This window comes from Aquimarina celericrescens (assembly GCF_042682765.1).
Taxonomy (GTDB): domain Bacteria; phylum Bacteroidota; class Bacteroidia; order Flavobacteriales; family Flavobacteriaceae; genus Aquimarina; species Aquimarina celericrescens.
On sequence record NZ_JBHUHY010000034.1, the window covers coordinates 152,465 to 168,824 of the forward strand.

The window sequence follows — 16,360 nt, forward strand, 5'->3', positions numbered from 1 at the left end:
CAAAAAAATGAAAATTTTAAAATTCGGTGGAAAGTCATTAGCTAATGGAAAAGCCATAGGTACAGTAGTAGATATTATTGATGATAATATCAAACGTGGAGAAAAAATCGCTGTAGTACTTTCTGCTCGGGGAAACACAACCAATGAGCTCGAAGAGATTCTTGAAAAAGCAAGCAAGAATGAAGACTATAAAGAACAATTCGCAGCTTTTAAAAGATATCAATTAGAAGATTTTAAGGGGATTAACTTTGATAAAGAGTATGAAACCTTAGATAAACTTTTTGAAGGAGTGTCACTATTGGGTGATTATAGCAAAAGGATAAAAGATCAGGTATTGTCTCATGGAGAAGTGATTTCAGCTAAATTGTTAACACAGCTCCTACAAGAGAAGAATATCAAAGCTCATTTTACCGATAGCAGAACACTCATCAAAACTGATGGAGAATTTGGTAATGCTCAACCATTAGATAAACTGTCAAAAGAGAACGTAATTAAACATTTTGAGAGATATAATGGAGCCACAGTTAATGTGATAACTGGTTTTATTGCTTCAAATACCAAAGACGAAACAACTACTTTAGGTAGAAATGGCAGTAATTATACAGCTTCATTACTTGCTAATTATTTGGAGGCAGAAGAACTTCAAAATTTTACTCACGTCGATGGCATTTATACGGCTAATCCCGATTTAGTACCAGAGGCTAAAAAAATTGAAAAGCTATCGTTTAAAGAGGCCAACGAGTTGGCCTATTTTGGAACAAATATTTTGCATGCAAAAACGATCATTCCTCTTATCGAGAAGAACATTCCATTAAGAATTCTTAATACATTTAACCAGAATGATAACGGAACTTTAATTACTTCTGAAACAAGTGAAAAAGGTATAAAATCACTTTCGGTATTAGAAGATGTAGCATTAATAAATCTTGAAGGAAGAGGACTTTTAGGAAAAGTAGGAGTAGATGCCAGAATTTTTAGAGCACTGGCGCATAAGAATATTAGTGTAAGTATTATTTCACAAGGTTCATCAGAAAGAGGAATAGGATTTATAGTTCAAGCCGATAAAGCAAATGAGGCAAAATCTATATTAGAACTAGAATTTGAAGCCGATTTTTATCAACAAGACGTAAGCACAATAGCTATAGAAAATGAAGTTTCTGTAATTTCGATTATAGGGCAAGACTTGAGTACTTTTCACAAACCATATAATGCTTTAATCAAAAATCAGGTAATACCGTTATTATTCAACAACACGGTTTCTGGAAAAAGTGTGAGTTTGGTGGTAAGAAAAATACAATTACACAAAGCTTTAAATGTTATTCATGGTGAAATCTTTGAGATTTCCAAGAAAATAAACATCGCCATATTTGGACATGGATTGGTAGGAGGCACTTTGATTGATCAAATACTACAAACAGCAGAAGAAATAGAAAAAAGAAAGAAGATAAAACTGAACATTTTTGCTGTGGCAAACTCCAGAAAAGTTTTGTTACATAAAAACGGAATTGATTTAAATTGGAAAGCAGAACTCGAAAAAGAAGGTAATGTTTATATGGTTAATGACGTTATCAAATTCGCCAACAAGTGCCATCTTGAAAATCTTATTGCTATTGATAATACCGCCAGCAAAGAATTTACAAGGAACTATCTGGGTTTGGTAGAAAATGGTTTTGATTTGGTATCGTCCAATAAAATAGCCAATACCCTAAGTTTTGATTTCTATAAAGAGTTGCGCACAACGCTCGAAAATAATCAAAAGCATTATTTATATGAAACGAATGTTGGAGCCGGACTACCTTTGATCGATACGATCAAACTACTGCACTTATCAGGAGAAAATATTACAAGAATTAAAGGAGTTTTCTCAGGGTCATTAAGCTATTTATTTAATACATTTTCTTCTGAAGGAAGACTATTTAGTGAAGTACTACATGAGGCCATCAACAAAGGATTTACCGAACCTGATCCCCGAGAGGATCTTTGCGGTAATGATGTAGGGAGAAAATTATTAATTCTGGCCAGGGAGCTAGACTTAAGTAATGAATTTGAAGATATTAATATAGACAATCTTATCCCTGAAAACCTAAGAGAAGGAGAAGTTGTTTCATTTTTAGAAAGAATACGTGAATTGGATCTAGTATATCAAAAAGTTAAAGAAACCCAGGAACCGGATCATGTATTAAGATATATTGGTGATCTTTGGGGCGATTTATCGCAAGAAAAAGGAAATCTGGATGTAAAATTGGTTTCAGTTCCTCGAAGTAGTGCGTTAGGACAAGTAAAAGGATCCGACTCCATCTTCGAGATTTATACTGAGTCCTATGGAGATCAACCTATTGTCATACAAGGTGCGGGTGCTGGTGCAGCAGTTACAGCAAGAGGGGTTTTTGGAGATATATTGAGGTTAGCAGAAAAAGGAAATCATTAATTGCGTTAAGGATTGAAGCGGCATCCTTCTCTGTCAATTTGAGTACCGAGCGTAGTCGAAGCACACGAACTGATAGAAAAGATATAGTGGAAAGCCTGATCCTATGAAACTTTAGTAAAATAGGGAACGCCCAAATAAACAATAATGAAAATACAACTCAAAAGAATAAATAACGATTATCATTTCGAATTAAAAAATGAAAGAGGCCATATCACTTATATTGATAGTAAAGCTATGGTAGGAGGGCATGATCTTGCGCCAAGTCCTATGGAATATGTGTTGATGGGAGTAGCGGGTTGTAGTGCGATCGATGTAATTTCAATTCTTAAAAAACAGAAACAAAAAATAAAAGACTATAGAGCTGAGGTGGATGGTACTCGAGTTGAAATTGATGGGGCAAAACCTTTTAAAGAAATTGATGTTACGGTGTATCTGGAAGGAGATATTGCTCCTGAAAAAGCCAAAAGAGCCGCACAATTATCTTTTAAAAAGTATTGTTCGGTATCTAAAACGTTAGAACCTACCGCAGAAATAAAATATAAGGTTGTGGTCAATAATATAGAAATATGAGTTTAGAAAGTAAACATTTCGAAACACAAGCGGTAAGAACGCAAACAGAGAAAACGCAATTTTTGGAGCATTCTACACCGATGTATCTTACCTCTGGCTTTGTTTTTGAAGATTCTGAAGAAATGCGAGCGGCCTTTGCCGAAGAAAAAGAAAGAAATCTTTACAGCAGATTTAGTAATCCTAATACGACAGAATTTGTAGATAAGATTTGTAAACTTGAAGGTGCAGAGGATGGTTATGCTTTTGCAACGGGTATGGCAGCAGTTTTTTCTACGTTTGCTGCACTTCTGGATTCTGGCGATCATATAGTTTCTGCACGATCTGTATTTGGATCTACGCATACCTTATTTACCAAATATTTTCCAAAATGGAATATAGAAACAAGTTATTTTAGAATAGATGAGGTAGAGAAAATAGAAAGCTTAATTCAGCCCAATACCAAAATTATTTATGCCGAATCACCAACGAACCCTGGTGTCGATATTTTAGATTTAGAACTATTAGGCAAGATTGCCAAAAAGCATAATTTACTTTTGATTATTGATAACTGTTTTGCGACTCCGTATCTTCAGAATCCCATAAAATTTGGTGCAGATTTGGTAATCCATTCGGCTACAAAATTAATTGATGGTCAAGGAAGAGTACTAGGTGGTGTTACCGTAGGTAAAAAAGAATTGATAAGAGAGATTTATTTATTTTCTCGAAATACCGGTCCGGCTTTATCGCCTTTTAATGCATGGACGTTATCTAAAAGTCTTGAAACTTTGGCGGTAAGAGTTGATCGTCACTGTGAAAATGCACTAAAATTGGCGGAATTTCTTGAAGCACATCCCAAAGTGAATTGGGTAAAGTATCCTTTTCTGAAATCGCATCCTCAATACGATATAGCCCAAAAACAAATGAAATTAGGAGGGAATATTGTTGCTTTTGAAATAAAAGGAGGTATTACGGGCGGGAAGACTTTTTTTGATAGTATAAAAATGTGTTCATTATCTGCTAATCTTGGGGATACCAGAACTATTGTTACCCATCCTGCTTCTACAACACATAGTAAATTGGCAAAAGAGGATAAGCTGGTTGTGGGTATTACAGACGGGATGGTGCGATGCTCTGTAGGCTTGGAGCATGTAGATGATATTATTAAAGATATTCATCAGGCTTTAGAAAATATCGGATAAAACAGAAAATGGCAGCGAAACTTTCTCACTGCCATTAGTTTCAAAATTAAATATGTAATTTATTGCTTGGCAAGTTCTATGAACTGATCACCAGTTACAGATGCAGTAACTGTCTCGGCTCCAATTTCTACAGTAACCTCTTCATCTATAGCAATTTTTAAGGTCATAGATTGTTCGGTTAGAGAAGTAATTTCATACGAGGTAGTTTCTTGCTGAACAGTAACCGAAAGTGTATTCCCGTTTACTGTCCATTCACCCGTACCAAAAAGTTCAGGAACATTTTGCTCAACTTCAATAGGATCTTGTAAAGGAACTGTAATACTCGCAACTAGAATAAAACCACCAGAACCAGTTACCCTATTGGGTTCATTTTCTGAGGTAGATTCAGTAAATGTAGCAGTTGCTGTGTAGTCTCTACCAGTTACACTATAATCGCCATTTACAGGAAGTCCGCCAATAGTAGCAGAAACTCTTCCATTCTCTGATCGTATATCGGTTAAATTCCACTCGCCGGGGATTAAGGTCTCGTCTGCTACGAAGGGAGCATCATCATCGCTACTACAGGAAACAAATAAAGTTGTTGTAATTAAAAATAATAATAGGGCTAATTTTTTCATAATGTTTTTGATTTGACATTGATAGATAACTAACGTAAAACGCTATTGCTTATTGCTTCTCGAACAGTGATGATAAAAATACCAACAGAAAAAGCTATACGAAATTTACTGTCTTTTTTTATGAGTTCTAATAATCTACTAAATCAGTAGGCTTTTTACTGATAATATCATAATTCTTGATATTGCCGTAAGAATTTCTGGTACTTTGGACTGATAAATAAATTTAAATAATATATATTTGTTCAATAATCTACTAATCCGATAGGGTAATAGAATTTATAAAAAATGATTATAGATCAAATGATATTAGATAAAGTAGCTACACAAAAGACGACGTATCATAACGATAAATCCTCTGAAAAACCTTTGCGCAGTATTGCAAAGGCAGTGAGCTGGAGAGTGATAGGAACCTTAGATACGCTAATCGTTTCCTATTTCTTAACAGGCGAAATAGTGTTAGCTACATCAATTGCATCAGTCGATTTTGTGACTAAGATGATTCTATATTTCTTTCATGAAAGAATTTGGAATCGTGTTAAATGGGGAAAATGACATTTATATTTTACTAAGCTTGTCAAATTGCGGATTCAGGATACTATCACATTTTTTCAAGAGTAGAAATAATTACTAATAAAGTATGAGTTTTACAGAAAAAGAAATAGAAAGTTTAAACAAATCACTAAAGGATAAAACACCATTAGAAATTGCACAATGGGCGATTTTAAATGCTAAAAAACCTATAGTTACCACAAATTTCAGGCCTTATGAAGCAGCAATACTACATGCATGTTCAAAGGCGCTAGCCGATATACCGGTAATATGGTGTGACTCTGGATATAATACACCAAATACTTACAAACATGCAGAAGAGCTTATTGAACAATTAGGTTTAAATGTCAAATTATATGTACCCAAGCAAACCACAGCTCATAGAGATGTGATTATGGGTATTCCTGACATAAATGATCCCATGCATAAGGTATTTACAGATCAGGTAAAATTAGAACCATTCCAAAGGGCGATGACCGATTTTACTCCAGATGTTTGGTTTACGAATCTTAGAAAAGGACAGACAGCCTTAAGAGATTCTTTAGACATTTTGAGTATGGGTAAAGACGGTGTTTTAAAAGTAAGTCCGTTTTATTATTACTCAGATGCAGAACTGGATATATACTTAAAGGAAAATAAGTTGCCTAACGAGTTCAAATATTTTGACCCAACCAAAGTGTTAGAAAATAGAGAATGTGGATTGCACACTAACTAATAAACGACAAATTGTTACTATGGAAATATTAGAAAAGAAAGTTGAACAATTAAATGGATCTGCAGGTAATCTTGGGCGAACATCGGTTCTTACTGTAAATCCACTAGAAAGTGAAGCTATTTATATTTTTAGAGAGGTAGCAGCTCAGTTCGAAAAACCGGTACTTCTTTTTTCAGGAGGAAAAGATTCTATTACTTTGGTAAGATTAGCACAAAAAGCATTTTATCCGGGTAAAATTCCTTTCCCATTATTGCATATTGATACAGGACATAATTTTCCTGAAACCATAGAATTTAGAGATAGATTAGTTGAAGAATTAGGAGTAGAATTGATCGTACGTAATGTCCAAGATTCTATTGATCAAGGAAAAGTGGTGGAAGAGAAAGGAAAGTATGCAAGCCGTAATAGTTTGCAAACTACTACACTTTTGGATGCTCTGGAAGAATTTAAGTTTGACGCCGCGATTGGCGGTGCTCGAAGAGATGAAGAGAAAGCAAGAGCAAAAGAACGTATTTTTTCGGTTAGAGATGATTTTGGACAGTGGGATGAAAAGAACCAACGTCCAGAGTTGTTTAATCACCTTAACGGTAAGATCGATCTAGGACAAAATGTAAGAGTGTTCCCAATTAGTAACTGGACAGAACTAGATGTTTGGAGTTATATCGAAAAAGAAGGAATTGAAATCCCATCGATCTATTTTGCTCACAAGCGTAAAACATTTGTTAGAGATGGGATGATCTGGTCAGCAGAAGATGGTGTGGTATACCGAGAAGATGATGAGGTGGTACAAGAAAGAATGGTGCGTTTCCGAACTGTAGGAGATATGTCATGTACAGCCGCGGTACTTTCTGATGCTGTCACTATTGATAAAGTAGTTGAAGAAATCAGAGAATCAACAATTTCAGAAAGAGGAGCGCGTATCGATGATAAACGATCCGAGGCAGCCATGGAAAAACGTAAACAACAAGGATACTTTTAAAGTAAGAAGTTTGAAGTACAAGGTTAAAAGTTTGAAAGAATATATAAAAAGTATTAATTTTTAAAAGAAACCCGTAAAATGGCTACCCTCTCCTTTTGGGAGAGGGGCTGGGGTGAGGTTATGGACGTACTAAAAATAGCAACAGCAGGAAGTGTAGATGATGGAAAAAGCACCTTAATTGGTCGAATCCTATATGATACAAAGTCATTAACCGTAGATAAATTAGAAGCTATCGAGGCCAGAAGCAAAGCAAATGGCTTTGATTATCTTGATTTTTCATTGGCAACCGATGGTTTGGTAGCAGAACGTGAACAAGGAATCACTATAGATGTAGCACATATTTATTTTTCAACAAAATCCAAAAGTTATATCATAGCAGATACACCGGGTCACATCGAGTATACAAGAAATATGGTTACAGGAGCATCAACATCCCAGGCTTCTATCATTTTGGTAGATGCTCGTAAAGGAGTGATCGAACAAACCTATCGCCACTTTTTTATCAATAATCTTTTAAGAGTTAAAGATGTAATTGTTGCAATTAATAAAATGGATCTCGTAGATTTTTCTCAAGAGAAATTCGAGACTATCAAAGTAGATTTTGAAAAACTAATTGAAAAAAGCGATTACAAAGAACAAAATATAACCTTCATTCCGGTAAGTGCATTACAAGGAGATAACGTAGTTGGCAGATCAGAAAATACACCCTGGTACTCTGGTCAAACTTTATTAGAACATTTAGAAGAGTTGGATGCGCAAGATGTGTATGAAAAATCACATGTACGTTTCCCAATACAAACTGTAATTCGACCTAAAAAAGACGAGTTTCATGATTTCAGAGGATACGCAGGTAAGCTTTATGGTGGAGATCTTTCCGTTGGAGATGAAGTTACTATTTTACCTTCATTAACGACTTCAAAAGTAAAAGAGATCTATTTTTTTGATCAGAAATTTGATAAGGCCTGCAGGGGGAGTTCATGCACCATTACTCTAGAAGATGATGTCAATGTGAGTAGAGGGGATATGATTGTAAAATCTTCAGAAAAACCAAAAGTAGAAAAGCAACTTACGGCAACGGTTTGTTGGATGGATAGTAAGGATTTAAATCCGGGGACAAACTATTTTGTACAAAGTGGGAGTGCTAGAATTCTGGCTAAAGTTAAAAGTATAAACGGCACAATAGCTACTGATTTTTCTGGAGAAGATACTTCCAAAAATTCATTACAATTAAACGAAGTAGGAAAAGTACAAATTCAATTAAGTAAACCTTTAGCTTTCGATGCATATAGTAAGAATAAAGCTTCGGGATCTTTCATATTGATCGATTCACAAACCAATAATACTTCTGGAGTAGGTTTTATAGAGTAGATAAAACCTGTTCAAAAAGGAAGAAAAAAACAAGAATTTTTAAATCGAAAAGCCAGTATACAAAAGTCATAACTACGTCCTTTTTTAAGGGCTGAAATACGAAAAAAGATGCAAAGTTTTAGAACTGAAATAGAAAACCCGGTTGTTGAAAAAGACATTATAGAATTGGCCAATAAAATTGAGCAATTTCATAAAGGGAAGATTGACGAGGAGAAGTTTCGTAGTCTTCGTTTGGCACGTGGGGTATATGGCCAACGTCAGGAAGGTGTGCAAATGATTCGTATTAAACTTCCTTACGGTAAGGTATTAAGCAATCAGCTAAGACGTATTTGTGACGTGTCTGATGAATATTCTAGGGGGCGTCTTCACATAACCACACGTCAGGATATTCAAATTCATTATGTTGATTTAAATAGGACGCCAGAGCTTTGGGCAGAATTAGAGAAAGATGATGTAACACTCAGGGAGGCTTGTGGTAACACGGTGCGCAACGTCACCGCTTCAGAAACAGCAGGAATTGACCCAAAAGAACCTTTTGATGTTTCTCCGTATGCAGATGCATTGTTCCGTTTCTTTTTAAGAAATCCTATTTGCCAGGAAATGGGGCGGAAGTTTAAGGTGTCATTTTCTGGTTCTGATGATGATACAGGATTATCGTATATGCATGATCTTGGATTTATCGCAAAAATAGAAAATGGGGTTCGCGGATTTAAAGTAATGTTAGGCGGTGGATTAGGTTCGCAGCCCAGACATGCCGATGAGTTATATAGTTTTTTACCGACTGACAGGATTATTCCTTTAATGGAAGGAGTATTGAGGGTTTTTGATCGTCATGGAGAACGAAAAAGTAGGGCCAAAGCAAGAATGAAATTCTTAATCAAGGATATTGGTTTAGAGGCTTTTAAAGAACTTATAGAAGCAGAACAGACCGCCATTGTCCAAAAATCAGTTCCAATTGACGCAGCCGCTTATATAGTTTCGATTCCTGTTGCGATAGAGGCTCCAGAAGTTGAAATAAAAGATCAAAATGCATTCAATTTATGGAAGTCGACCAATGTGATTTCTCAAAAACAAAAAGGATACGTGGCCATAGGTATTAAAGTACTGCTTGGGGATTTTTATACCGATAAAGCTAGGTTACTAGCTGATTTGGTTGAAAAATATGCAGCCGGAGAAATTAGATTATCCCTACGTCAAAACATTTTGATCCCGTTTGTGAAAGAAGATGTATTACCATTTTTCTATCAGGAATTAGGGAAATTAGGCTTTACTGAAGCAGGGTATAACAAAGCCGTTGATATTACTGCTTGTCCAGGAACTGATACGTGCAATCTTGGTATAGCAAGTAGCACTGGTATTGCCGAAGAATTAGAACGAGTAATCAAAACCGAATATCCTCAATATCTGAATGAAGAAGATCTTGTGATCAAAATTAGTGGATGTATGAATGCCTGTGGACAACACAATATGGCCAATATTGGTTTTCAAGGGATGTCTGTGCGCACCAAAGATAAATTAGTGGCGCCTGCACTTCAGGTATTACTAGGAGGAGGAAACCTTGGTAACGGGAAAGGTCGTTTTGCTGATAAAGTGGTAAAAATACCCAGCAGAAGAGGCCCGGAAGCGTTACGTAGAATTCTAAATGATTATGAAACCAATGCCAGGGGTAAATTATTTGTTGATTACTATGAAGAAAAAGGAGAAAAATATTTCTATAATTTTCTTACCGATTTATCAAATGTGGATAATCTTACTCAAGAAGATTTTATCGATTGGGGCAATGACACAGCCTATGTAAAAGCAATTGGTGTTGGAGAGTGTGCCGGAGTAGTGATTGATTTGATCGCAACCTTATTCTTAGAAAGCGAAGAAAAAATCACTAATGCAAAGATTTCTTTTGATAACGAAGTGTATTCTGATGCAGTATATCATGCGTATAGTTCTTTAATAAATTCAGCCAAGGCTTTATTACTGGCTGAGAATAAAAAGACCAATACCCATGCTGGGATTATTCGTCAGTTTGATGAAGAATTCGTTGCAAGCGGAAAAATAAATCTGGAGGGAACATTTGCCGATTTGATATATCAGCTTCAAAAGAATGCACCTAGCAAAAATTTTGCTTTAGAGTATATTAAAAAAGCAGGTCAATTTTTACAAAAAGTGCAAGAGTTTAGGGCTGTTGAAGTAGAAAATGTTTAAATCAATAATTCGAAATAATAATGTTATTAAGACTGTCTGAAAAGTCATCATTCCGAGGGAAGCGAAGGAATCTGTAAGATTTGGGCTACGAATCAACAGATTACTTCAAAATTAAAATTTTTCGTAATGACTTCAATTCCTTTGGGTGAAGAGTACCAAAAGATAAAATGATGAATAGCAAAACACCAAAATTAACTGTAGTAGGAGCAGGACCAGGAGATCCTGATTTGATTACTCTAAAAGCAATAAAAGCGCTAGAGTCTGCCAGCGTGGTGTTATATGATGCACTTATTAACGAAGCGTTGTTGGAGTATTCACCTAATGCAGAAAAAATTTTTGTTGGTAAACGAAAAGGATGTTACGCCTATCAACAAGAACAGATCAACGAATTGATAGTAAATCGTGCCAGAAGCCATGGTCATGTAGTGAGATTAAAAGGAGGAGATCCCTTCATTTTTGGTCGCGGAGCAGAAGAGATTGACTATGTCCAGCAATTTGGAATAGAAACATATATGGTACCTGGGATATCGTCTTCCTTAGCAGTACCTGCATATCAAGGTATACCCTTAACAAAAAGAGGTGCTGCAGAAAGCTTTTGGGTGATCACAGGAACCACAAAATCCCATAAATTATCACAGGACGTATGCCTGGCAGCAAAATCAAATGCAACTGTGGTAATTTTGATGGGAATGAGTAAGTTAAATGAAATAGTTAGTATCTTTGCAGCCGAAAATAAAGGTGATGTTCCAGTAGCGATAATTCAAAATGGAACGACCAAAAATGAACAGTTTGGATTCGGAACAATAAGAACTATTGAAGCAGAAGTTTCAAAGAAGAAACTATCTTCTCCGGCGATTATTGTAATAGGCGAAGTGGTAAGACAAAGAGCTAAACTAGCTTCAATTTGTAGAGAAGTTCAAGAAGAAATTGTATCTTGATAATTCGGGATAGCTGTAAAAATGGAAGAAAGAAATAATTTATATCCAGTTTTTTTGAAGGTTAAGAACCTTGAAATACTAATTGTAGGAGGAGGAAATGTAGCCGAAGAAAAACTGACGTTCTTATTAAAATCTAGTCCAGATGCTAAAGTCACGATGGTATCACCAATGTTTAGAGAAGCCACCAGATCCTTAGCAAATAAGTTTGGAGTACAAATGATAACAAGGAAGTATCATAGACGTTTTTTGAAGAGAAAACATGTTGTGATTGCTACCACAGACGTTCCAGAGGTTAATATACAAGTGTATAAAGATTGTAGGAAAAGAAGTATATTGGTTAATGTCGCAGACAATCCACCATATTGTGATTTTTATATGGGAGGTATTGTGACCAAGGGTAATGTGAAAGTCGCTATTTCAACTAATGGAAAGTCACCGACAACAGCCAAACGATTACGTCAGTTTTTTGAGGAAGTAATTCCTGAAAATATTGATGACCTCGTAAAAAATTTAAACGAATATAGAAAAACAATTAAAGGTGATTTCGAAGAAAAAGTGGAAACACTAAATGAATTTACCAAAGGATTAATAGGAAAAAAAGAAGTTGCAAATGATCAAGACTGATATTTTAATCATCGGAGCGGGACCAACAGGGTTGTTTACTGTTTTTGAAGCAGGATTATTGAAGTTGAAAACACACCTTATCGATGCCTTACCACAACCAGGAGGGCAATGTTCAGAGATATATCCTAAAAAACCAATCTATGATATTCCAGGATTCCCAGAGATTCTTGCTGGGCAGTTAGTAGATAACCTAATGGAGCAAATAAAACCGTTCAATCCTGGTTTTACTTTAGGAGAAAGAGCAGAAACGATAGAAAAATTAGAAGATGACACCTTTTTGGTAACTACTAATAAAGGAACCCAACATAATGCACCAGTAGTTGCAATAGCAGGTGGCCTAGGTTCTTTTGAGCCAAGAAAACCACCAATTCCCAATATTACAGATTTTGAAGATAAAGGAGTGGCCTATATCATACGTGATCCAGAAGTATATAGAGATAAAAGAGTAGTAATTGCCGGAGGAGGAGATTCTGCTTTGGACTGGACAATTTTCTTGGCAGATGTTGCCAGTGAGGTTACTTTGGTACACAGAAGAAATGAATTTCGTGGTGCTTTAGATTCTGTAGAAAGAGTGGCAGAATTATCAAAACTTGGTAAAGTAAATCTCATTACAGAAGCAGAAGTAAAAGAACTAAAGGGCGATGATCACGTAAGTGCTGTTGGAATTAAACATAAAAGCAAGGGCGATATTCATTTAGATACAGATTATTTCATACCTTTATTCGGTCTATCTCCAAAATTAGGGCCTATTGCCAATTGGGGATTAGAGATTGAAAAGAATGCAATTAAGGTAGATAATTCATACGATTATCAAACTAATATACCTGGGATTTATGCCATTGGAGATGTAAACACGTATAAAGGAAAGCTCAAATTGATACTTTCTGGTTTCCATGAAGCGGCAGTTATGTGTCAAAGCGCATATCAAAGAATTTTCCCAGATAAAAAGTATGTAATGAAGTACACCACGGTTGGAGGTGTAGAAGGATTCGATGGAACTAAAAAAGAAGCAAAAAAAGAAGTAGTAAAAGCGATTATATAAATCCCCCTTCCCCCCAAAAGGGGGATGCTGAGAGGGAAATCAAAAAAAGAGAAGAATGATTCGCTTAGCGAATCATTCTTTTGTTATAAAATTTGAAGAATATTAACTATAAAATTACCCATGAAACGCTCTTCTCTCCTTGGAAAGCGAAGTTTGGGGTGAGATATGGACATTACTATAAAAATTAAAGATAGAGAAGGAGAAGTACACGAGGTACAAGCACCTACAGATATGGCAATGAATCTGATGGAAGTTTGTAAAGCTTACGAGTTACCTGTAGAAGGAACTTGTGGGGGTATGGCGATGTGCGCTTCTTGTCAGTGCTATATTTTATCGGATCATGAACTTCCTGAGATGAGCTATGACGAAGATATGATGCTTTCCGAGGCTTTTTATGTAGAGGATAATAGCAGATTAGGCTGCCAGATCCCAATCACTCCAGAGTTAGATGGTCTAGAGGTTCAATTAGCGCCCGAATCTTAGAAGAATCGATATAAAGTACCTTACTATATATTATATAGGATTAAGAATAGAAGGTAACCTCACCAAAAGTCAACATAAAAAATACATTCGATTTTTGTCAGTTACAGGAGTCTTAGGATGCTTTGCGGCTCTTATTTCTGATATCATTGGAATTATAATTGTCGAGAAACACAATCCTTTAAGAGATACTATAAGTCAACTTGCTCATGGTAAATATGCATATATTCAAGATATTGGATTAAGCCTATTTGGAGTTGGAGTTATTGCAACTTCAATCGCCCTTTTTATATTTGATTACACTAAAGTCAGACTAAAACTAGGTGCTTCGTTTCTAATTTTAATGGCTATTGGTGTCATTTCATTGGCAGAGCTGAATGATCTTATCGGTGAGCCGGGTACTACAATTCATTTAGTCGCTGTTGGATTCATTGCAATTTGCTGTTTTGTTTCAATGATTCTTTGGATGTCAAAATTTAGACAAGTATCTCAAAAGTGGTATCAATGGCATGTTACCATTGGAACCTCTATAGTCATTTTGCTTGCGATGTTTAAGTTTGTTCCTGAAGCTTATGAAGGAGCCTACGAACGTTTACTGGCAATAATCCTAGTGGGATGGTTTTTGCTTTGTAATTATTACTTATTTAAGTTGAATAAATTATAACTTGCCTATATTCAATTGAGCGAATACCTTAATTGTCGTTTGATTAAAGCATTTCGACAGGCTCAATGCGAAATTTATTTTTCAAAGATTTTAATCGTTTCCTTTCGAGGTTTTTTAATTCTAACAATGACCTTTTGGTATTCCCATTTTTCACCGTTTTGATGAGCATAAATATCAAGCTTGCCTTTCTTTTTGGTACCTAAGAGATTTACAGTAATATATACTGTATTTCCATTATTATCATATAGAACATCCCCTTCAATTAACCGCAAAAAGTTATATTCAGATAGCTGGCCTAATTTTTGACTCACTATTTCATTTTTATTAGCCATTTCATAAGCATTTTTTATGAGCCCGGGTTGCATGTGAGCCGAACCATATCTAAACGTAGCATCACCTGTAAGCGAAAAAAACGTTACGATTGGAATTAATATAATGATAAACAAGGAAATCCATTTCCGATTTCGGTTCCACCAGCTTTTTCTCTCTGTAATTTCATTCATTGTTTTAGACTATTGTATTCTTGAGATTTTATTAATGACATTTTTTAAATACGAAAGTTGCACTGTAAAATTAGATAATTAATATAGTAACCTTTGGAAACCTTTATTTTATTCATAAAATGCTTAAGAATTTTTATAAATCAGTAAAATCATTAAATAAACTTGCAAAACACAGGGCTATACTGTTTATTTGTAATCAAATTAACAGTATTAACTGTTGAGTTCATAAAATTATTTACACTGTTATCAAGAAAGGTGGAGGGAATAGACCCTATGAAACCTTAGCAACCCTTTAGCCTTTAAAGAAGGTGCTACATTCTATCCGCAACAAGCGGGGTAGATAACGAAGATTCATAGCGCTGCTATATTTTCCATTATTTTCTTGATACAATAAAATTTGATTTTTTCTTTTAAAGAAAAAAATTTGTGGTTTCAGTATGGGCTGGAATCCAAATTAACACCAAATATATAATGAAAGACATACAAGCAATATTAGATGAAAGAATTCTCGTGCTTGATGGAGCTATGGGTACCATGTTACAGCGACACAAATTCACAGAAGAGGATTTTAGAGGAGAACAGTTTAAAGATTGGCCGGTTCCTATTCAGGGTAATAATGATATATTGAGTATAACACAACCCGAAGCTATAAAACAAGTACATCGATTGTATTTTGAAGCTGGAGCAGATATTGTAGAAACAAATACATTTTCAGGTACAACAATTGCCATGGCCGATTACCAAATGGAAGATTTGGTGTATGAGTTAAATTACCAGTCAGCAAAGATCGCCAAAGAAATAGCAGATGAGTTTACCGCCAAAGAGCCACATAAACCAAGATTTGTGGCGGGGTCGATAGGGCCCACCAATAAAACAGCCAGTATGTCTCCAGATGTAAACGATCCAGGGTACAGAGCAGTAAGTTTTGATGAGCTTAAAATTGCTTACAAACAACAAGTCATGGCACTTTTGGATGGTGGAGCAGATATTTTGCTGGTTGAGACTGTTTTTGACACATTAAATGCCAAAGCAGCACTTTTTGCTATTGAAGAAATAAAAGAAGAAAGAGATATAGAAGTTCCTGTAATGGTAAGCGGTACAATAACTGATGCAAGTGGGAGAACATTATCAGGGCAAACAGCTGAGGCTTTTTTGATATCGATATCCCATATTCCTATGCTATCGGTAGGTTTTAATTGTGCTTTGGGAGCAAACCAATTAACTCCTCATTTAGAAGTGCTTTCTCAAAAAGCACCTTTTGCAGTATCGGCTCATCCCAATGCAGGATTACCAAATGCATTTGGAGAGTATGATGAAACTCCAGAGCAAATGGCTTCTCAAATCAAAGAATATCTTGATAAAAATTTAATCAATATTGTAGGAGGGTGTTGTGGTACTACTCCAGATCATATTAAAGCCATTGCAGAGTTGGCCAAAAATTATAAACCTAGAAACATAGCGGTTTTAACAGATTGAAAAAGAAATTTCAAATTGAGCCTGTCGAAA

Annotated in this window: 16 protein-coding genes and 1 riboswitch; of the genes, 14 read left to right on the forward strand and 2 right to left on the reverse strand. The window is 35.5% G+C overall.

Annotated elements, in window-relative coordinates:
* The first annotated feature begins 7 nt into the window (after positions 1-7).
* The 3 genes from thrA (at position 8) to ACFSJT_RS20270 (ending at position 4,176) form a co-directional block, all read left to right on the forward strand.
* Entirely contained in the window at positions 8-2,428 is a 2,421-nt protein-coding gene (gene thrA / locus ACFSJT_RS20260; RefSeq protein WP_378322184.1) for a bifunctional aspartate kinase/homoserine dehydrogenase I, read from the forward strand.
* Positions 2,429-2,572: 144 nt separating this feature from the next.
* Positions 2,573-2,998 carry an OsmC family protein gene (locus ACFSJT_RS20265; RefSeq protein ID WP_378322185.1) on the forward strand — a complete coding sequence of 142 codons (426 nt, stop codon included), beginning with the start codon at positions 2,573-2,575 and terminating at the stop codon, positions 2,996-2,998.
* A complete protein-coding gene (locus tag ACFSJT_RS20270; protein WP_378322186.1) occupies positions 2,995-4,176 on the forward strand; it encodes a trans-sulfuration enzyme family protein in 1,182 nt (393 codons plus the stop codon). The genes ACFSJT_RS20265 and ACFSJT_RS20270 overlap by 4 nt, the downstream gene beginning before the upstream one ends.
* A gap of 59 nt (positions 4,177-4,235) precedes the next feature.
* Here the strand turns inward: ACFSJT_RS20270 and ACFSJT_RS20275 are convergent, their stop codons facing one another.
* A complete protein-coding gene (locus ACFSJT_RS20275) occupies positions 4,236-4,793 on the reverse strand; it encodes a hypothetical protein (RefSeq protein ID WP_378322187.1) in 558 nt (185 codons plus the stop codon).
* A 285-nt stretch (positions 4,794-5,078) separates the two neighbouring features.
* On the opposite strand from ACFSJT_RS20275, the gene ACFSJT_RS20280 reads away from it, so the two are divergent.
* The 10 genes from ACFSJT_RS20280 (at position 5,079) to ACFSJT_RS20325 (ending at position 14,351) form a co-directional block, all read left to right on the forward strand.
* Positions 5,079-5,345 (forward strand): DUF2061 domain-containing protein, encoded by a 267-nt coding sequence (locus ACFSJT_RS20280; protein ID WP_378322188.1) that lies wholly within the window; start codon positions 5,079-5,081, stop codon positions 5,343-5,345.
* 85 nt (positions 5,346-5,430) lie between these two features.
* A complete protein-coding gene (locus ACFSJT_RS20285; protein ID WP_378322189.1) occupies positions 5,431-6,057 on the forward strand; it encodes a phosphoadenosine phosphosulfate reductase domain-containing protein in 627 nt (208 codons plus the stop codon).
* 19 nt (positions 6,058-6,076) lie between these two features.
* Positions 6,077-7,036: a sulfate adenylyltransferase subunit CysD gene (cysD, locus tag ACFSJT_RS20290; protein ID WP_378322190.1), complete on the forward strand. Its 960-nt coding sequence runs from the start codon at positions 6,077-6,079 to the stop codon at positions 7,034-7,036.
* Positions 7,037-7,156: 120 nt separating this feature from the next.
* The gene (locus ACFSJT_RS20295) at positions 7,157-8,404 is read left to right on the forward strand and encodes a sulfate adenylyltransferase subunit 1 (RefSeq protein ID WP_378322233.1); all 1,248 of its coding nucleotides are present in this window, start codon (positions 7,157-7,159) and stop codon (positions 8,402-8,404) included.
* 108 nt (positions 8,405-8,512) lie between these two features.
* Positions 8,513-10,603, forward strand: a complete 2,091-nt coding sequence (locus ACFSJT_RS20300; RefSeq protein ID WP_378322191.1) for a HEPN domain-containing protein — start codon at positions 8,513-8,515, stop codon at positions 10,601-10,603.
* A gap of 167 nt (positions 10,604-10,770) precedes the next feature.
* Positions 10,771-11,541: a uroporphyrinogen-III C-methyltransferase gene (cobA, locus tag ACFSJT_RS20305; RefSeq protein WP_378322192.1), complete on the forward strand. Its 771-nt coding sequence runs from the start codon at positions 10,771-10,773 to the stop codon at positions 11,539-11,541.
* A gap of 21 nt (positions 11,542-11,562) precedes the next feature.
* Entirely contained in the window at positions 11,563-12,165 is a 603-nt protein-coding gene (locus ACFSJT_RS20310) for a precorrin-2 dehydrogenase/sirohydrochlorin ferrochelatase family protein (RefSeq protein WP_378322193.1), read from the forward strand.
* The gene (locus tag ACFSJT_RS20315) at positions 12,152-13,207 is read left to right on the forward strand and encodes an NAD(P)/FAD-dependent oxidoreductase (RefSeq protein WP_378322194.1); all 1,056 of its coding nucleotides are present in this window, start codon (positions 12,152-12,154) and stop codon (positions 13,205-13,207) included. The genes ACFSJT_RS20310 and ACFSJT_RS20315 overlap by 14 nt, the downstream gene beginning before the upstream one ends.
* A gap of 165 nt (positions 13,208-13,372) precedes the next feature.
* Positions 13,373-13,690 carry a 2Fe-2S iron-sulfur cluster-binding protein gene (locus tag ACFSJT_RS20320; RefSeq protein ID WP_378322195.1) on the forward strand — a complete coding sequence of 106 codons (318 nt, stop codon included), beginning with the start codon at positions 13,373-13,375 and terminating at the stop codon, positions 13,688-13,690.
* Between the two features lie 94 nt (positions 13,691-13,784).
* Positions 13,785-14,351 carry a DUF998 domain-containing protein gene (locus tag ACFSJT_RS20325; RefSeq protein WP_378322196.1) on the forward strand — a complete coding sequence of 189 codons (567 nt, stop codon included), beginning with the start codon at positions 13,785-13,787 and terminating at the stop codon, positions 14,349-14,351.
* A gap of 74 nt (positions 14,352-14,425) precedes the next feature.
* On the opposite strand, the gene ACFSJT_RS20330 is transcribed toward ACFSJT_RS20325, so the two are convergent.
* On the reverse strand, positions 14,426-14,854 hold the full coding sequence (locus ACFSJT_RS20330) for a hypothetical protein (RefSeq protein ID WP_378322197.1): 429 nt from the start codon (positions 14,852-14,854) through the stop codon (positions 14,426-14,428).
* Between the two features lie 240 nt (positions 14,855-15,094).
* Positions 15,095-15,201: riboswitch (SAM riboswitch) on the forward strand.
* Between the two features lie 124 nt (positions 15,202-15,325).
* Between ACFSJT_RS20330 and ACFSJT_RS20335 the strand changes: the two genes are divergently transcribed.
* Positions 15,326-16,330 carry a homocysteine S-methyltransferase family protein gene (locus tag ACFSJT_RS20335; RefSeq protein WP_378322198.1) on the forward strand — a complete coding sequence of 335 codons (1,005 nt, stop codon included), beginning with the start codon at positions 15,326-15,328 and terminating at the stop codon, positions 16,328-16,330.
* Positions 16,331-16,360 lie beyond the last annotated feature (30 nt).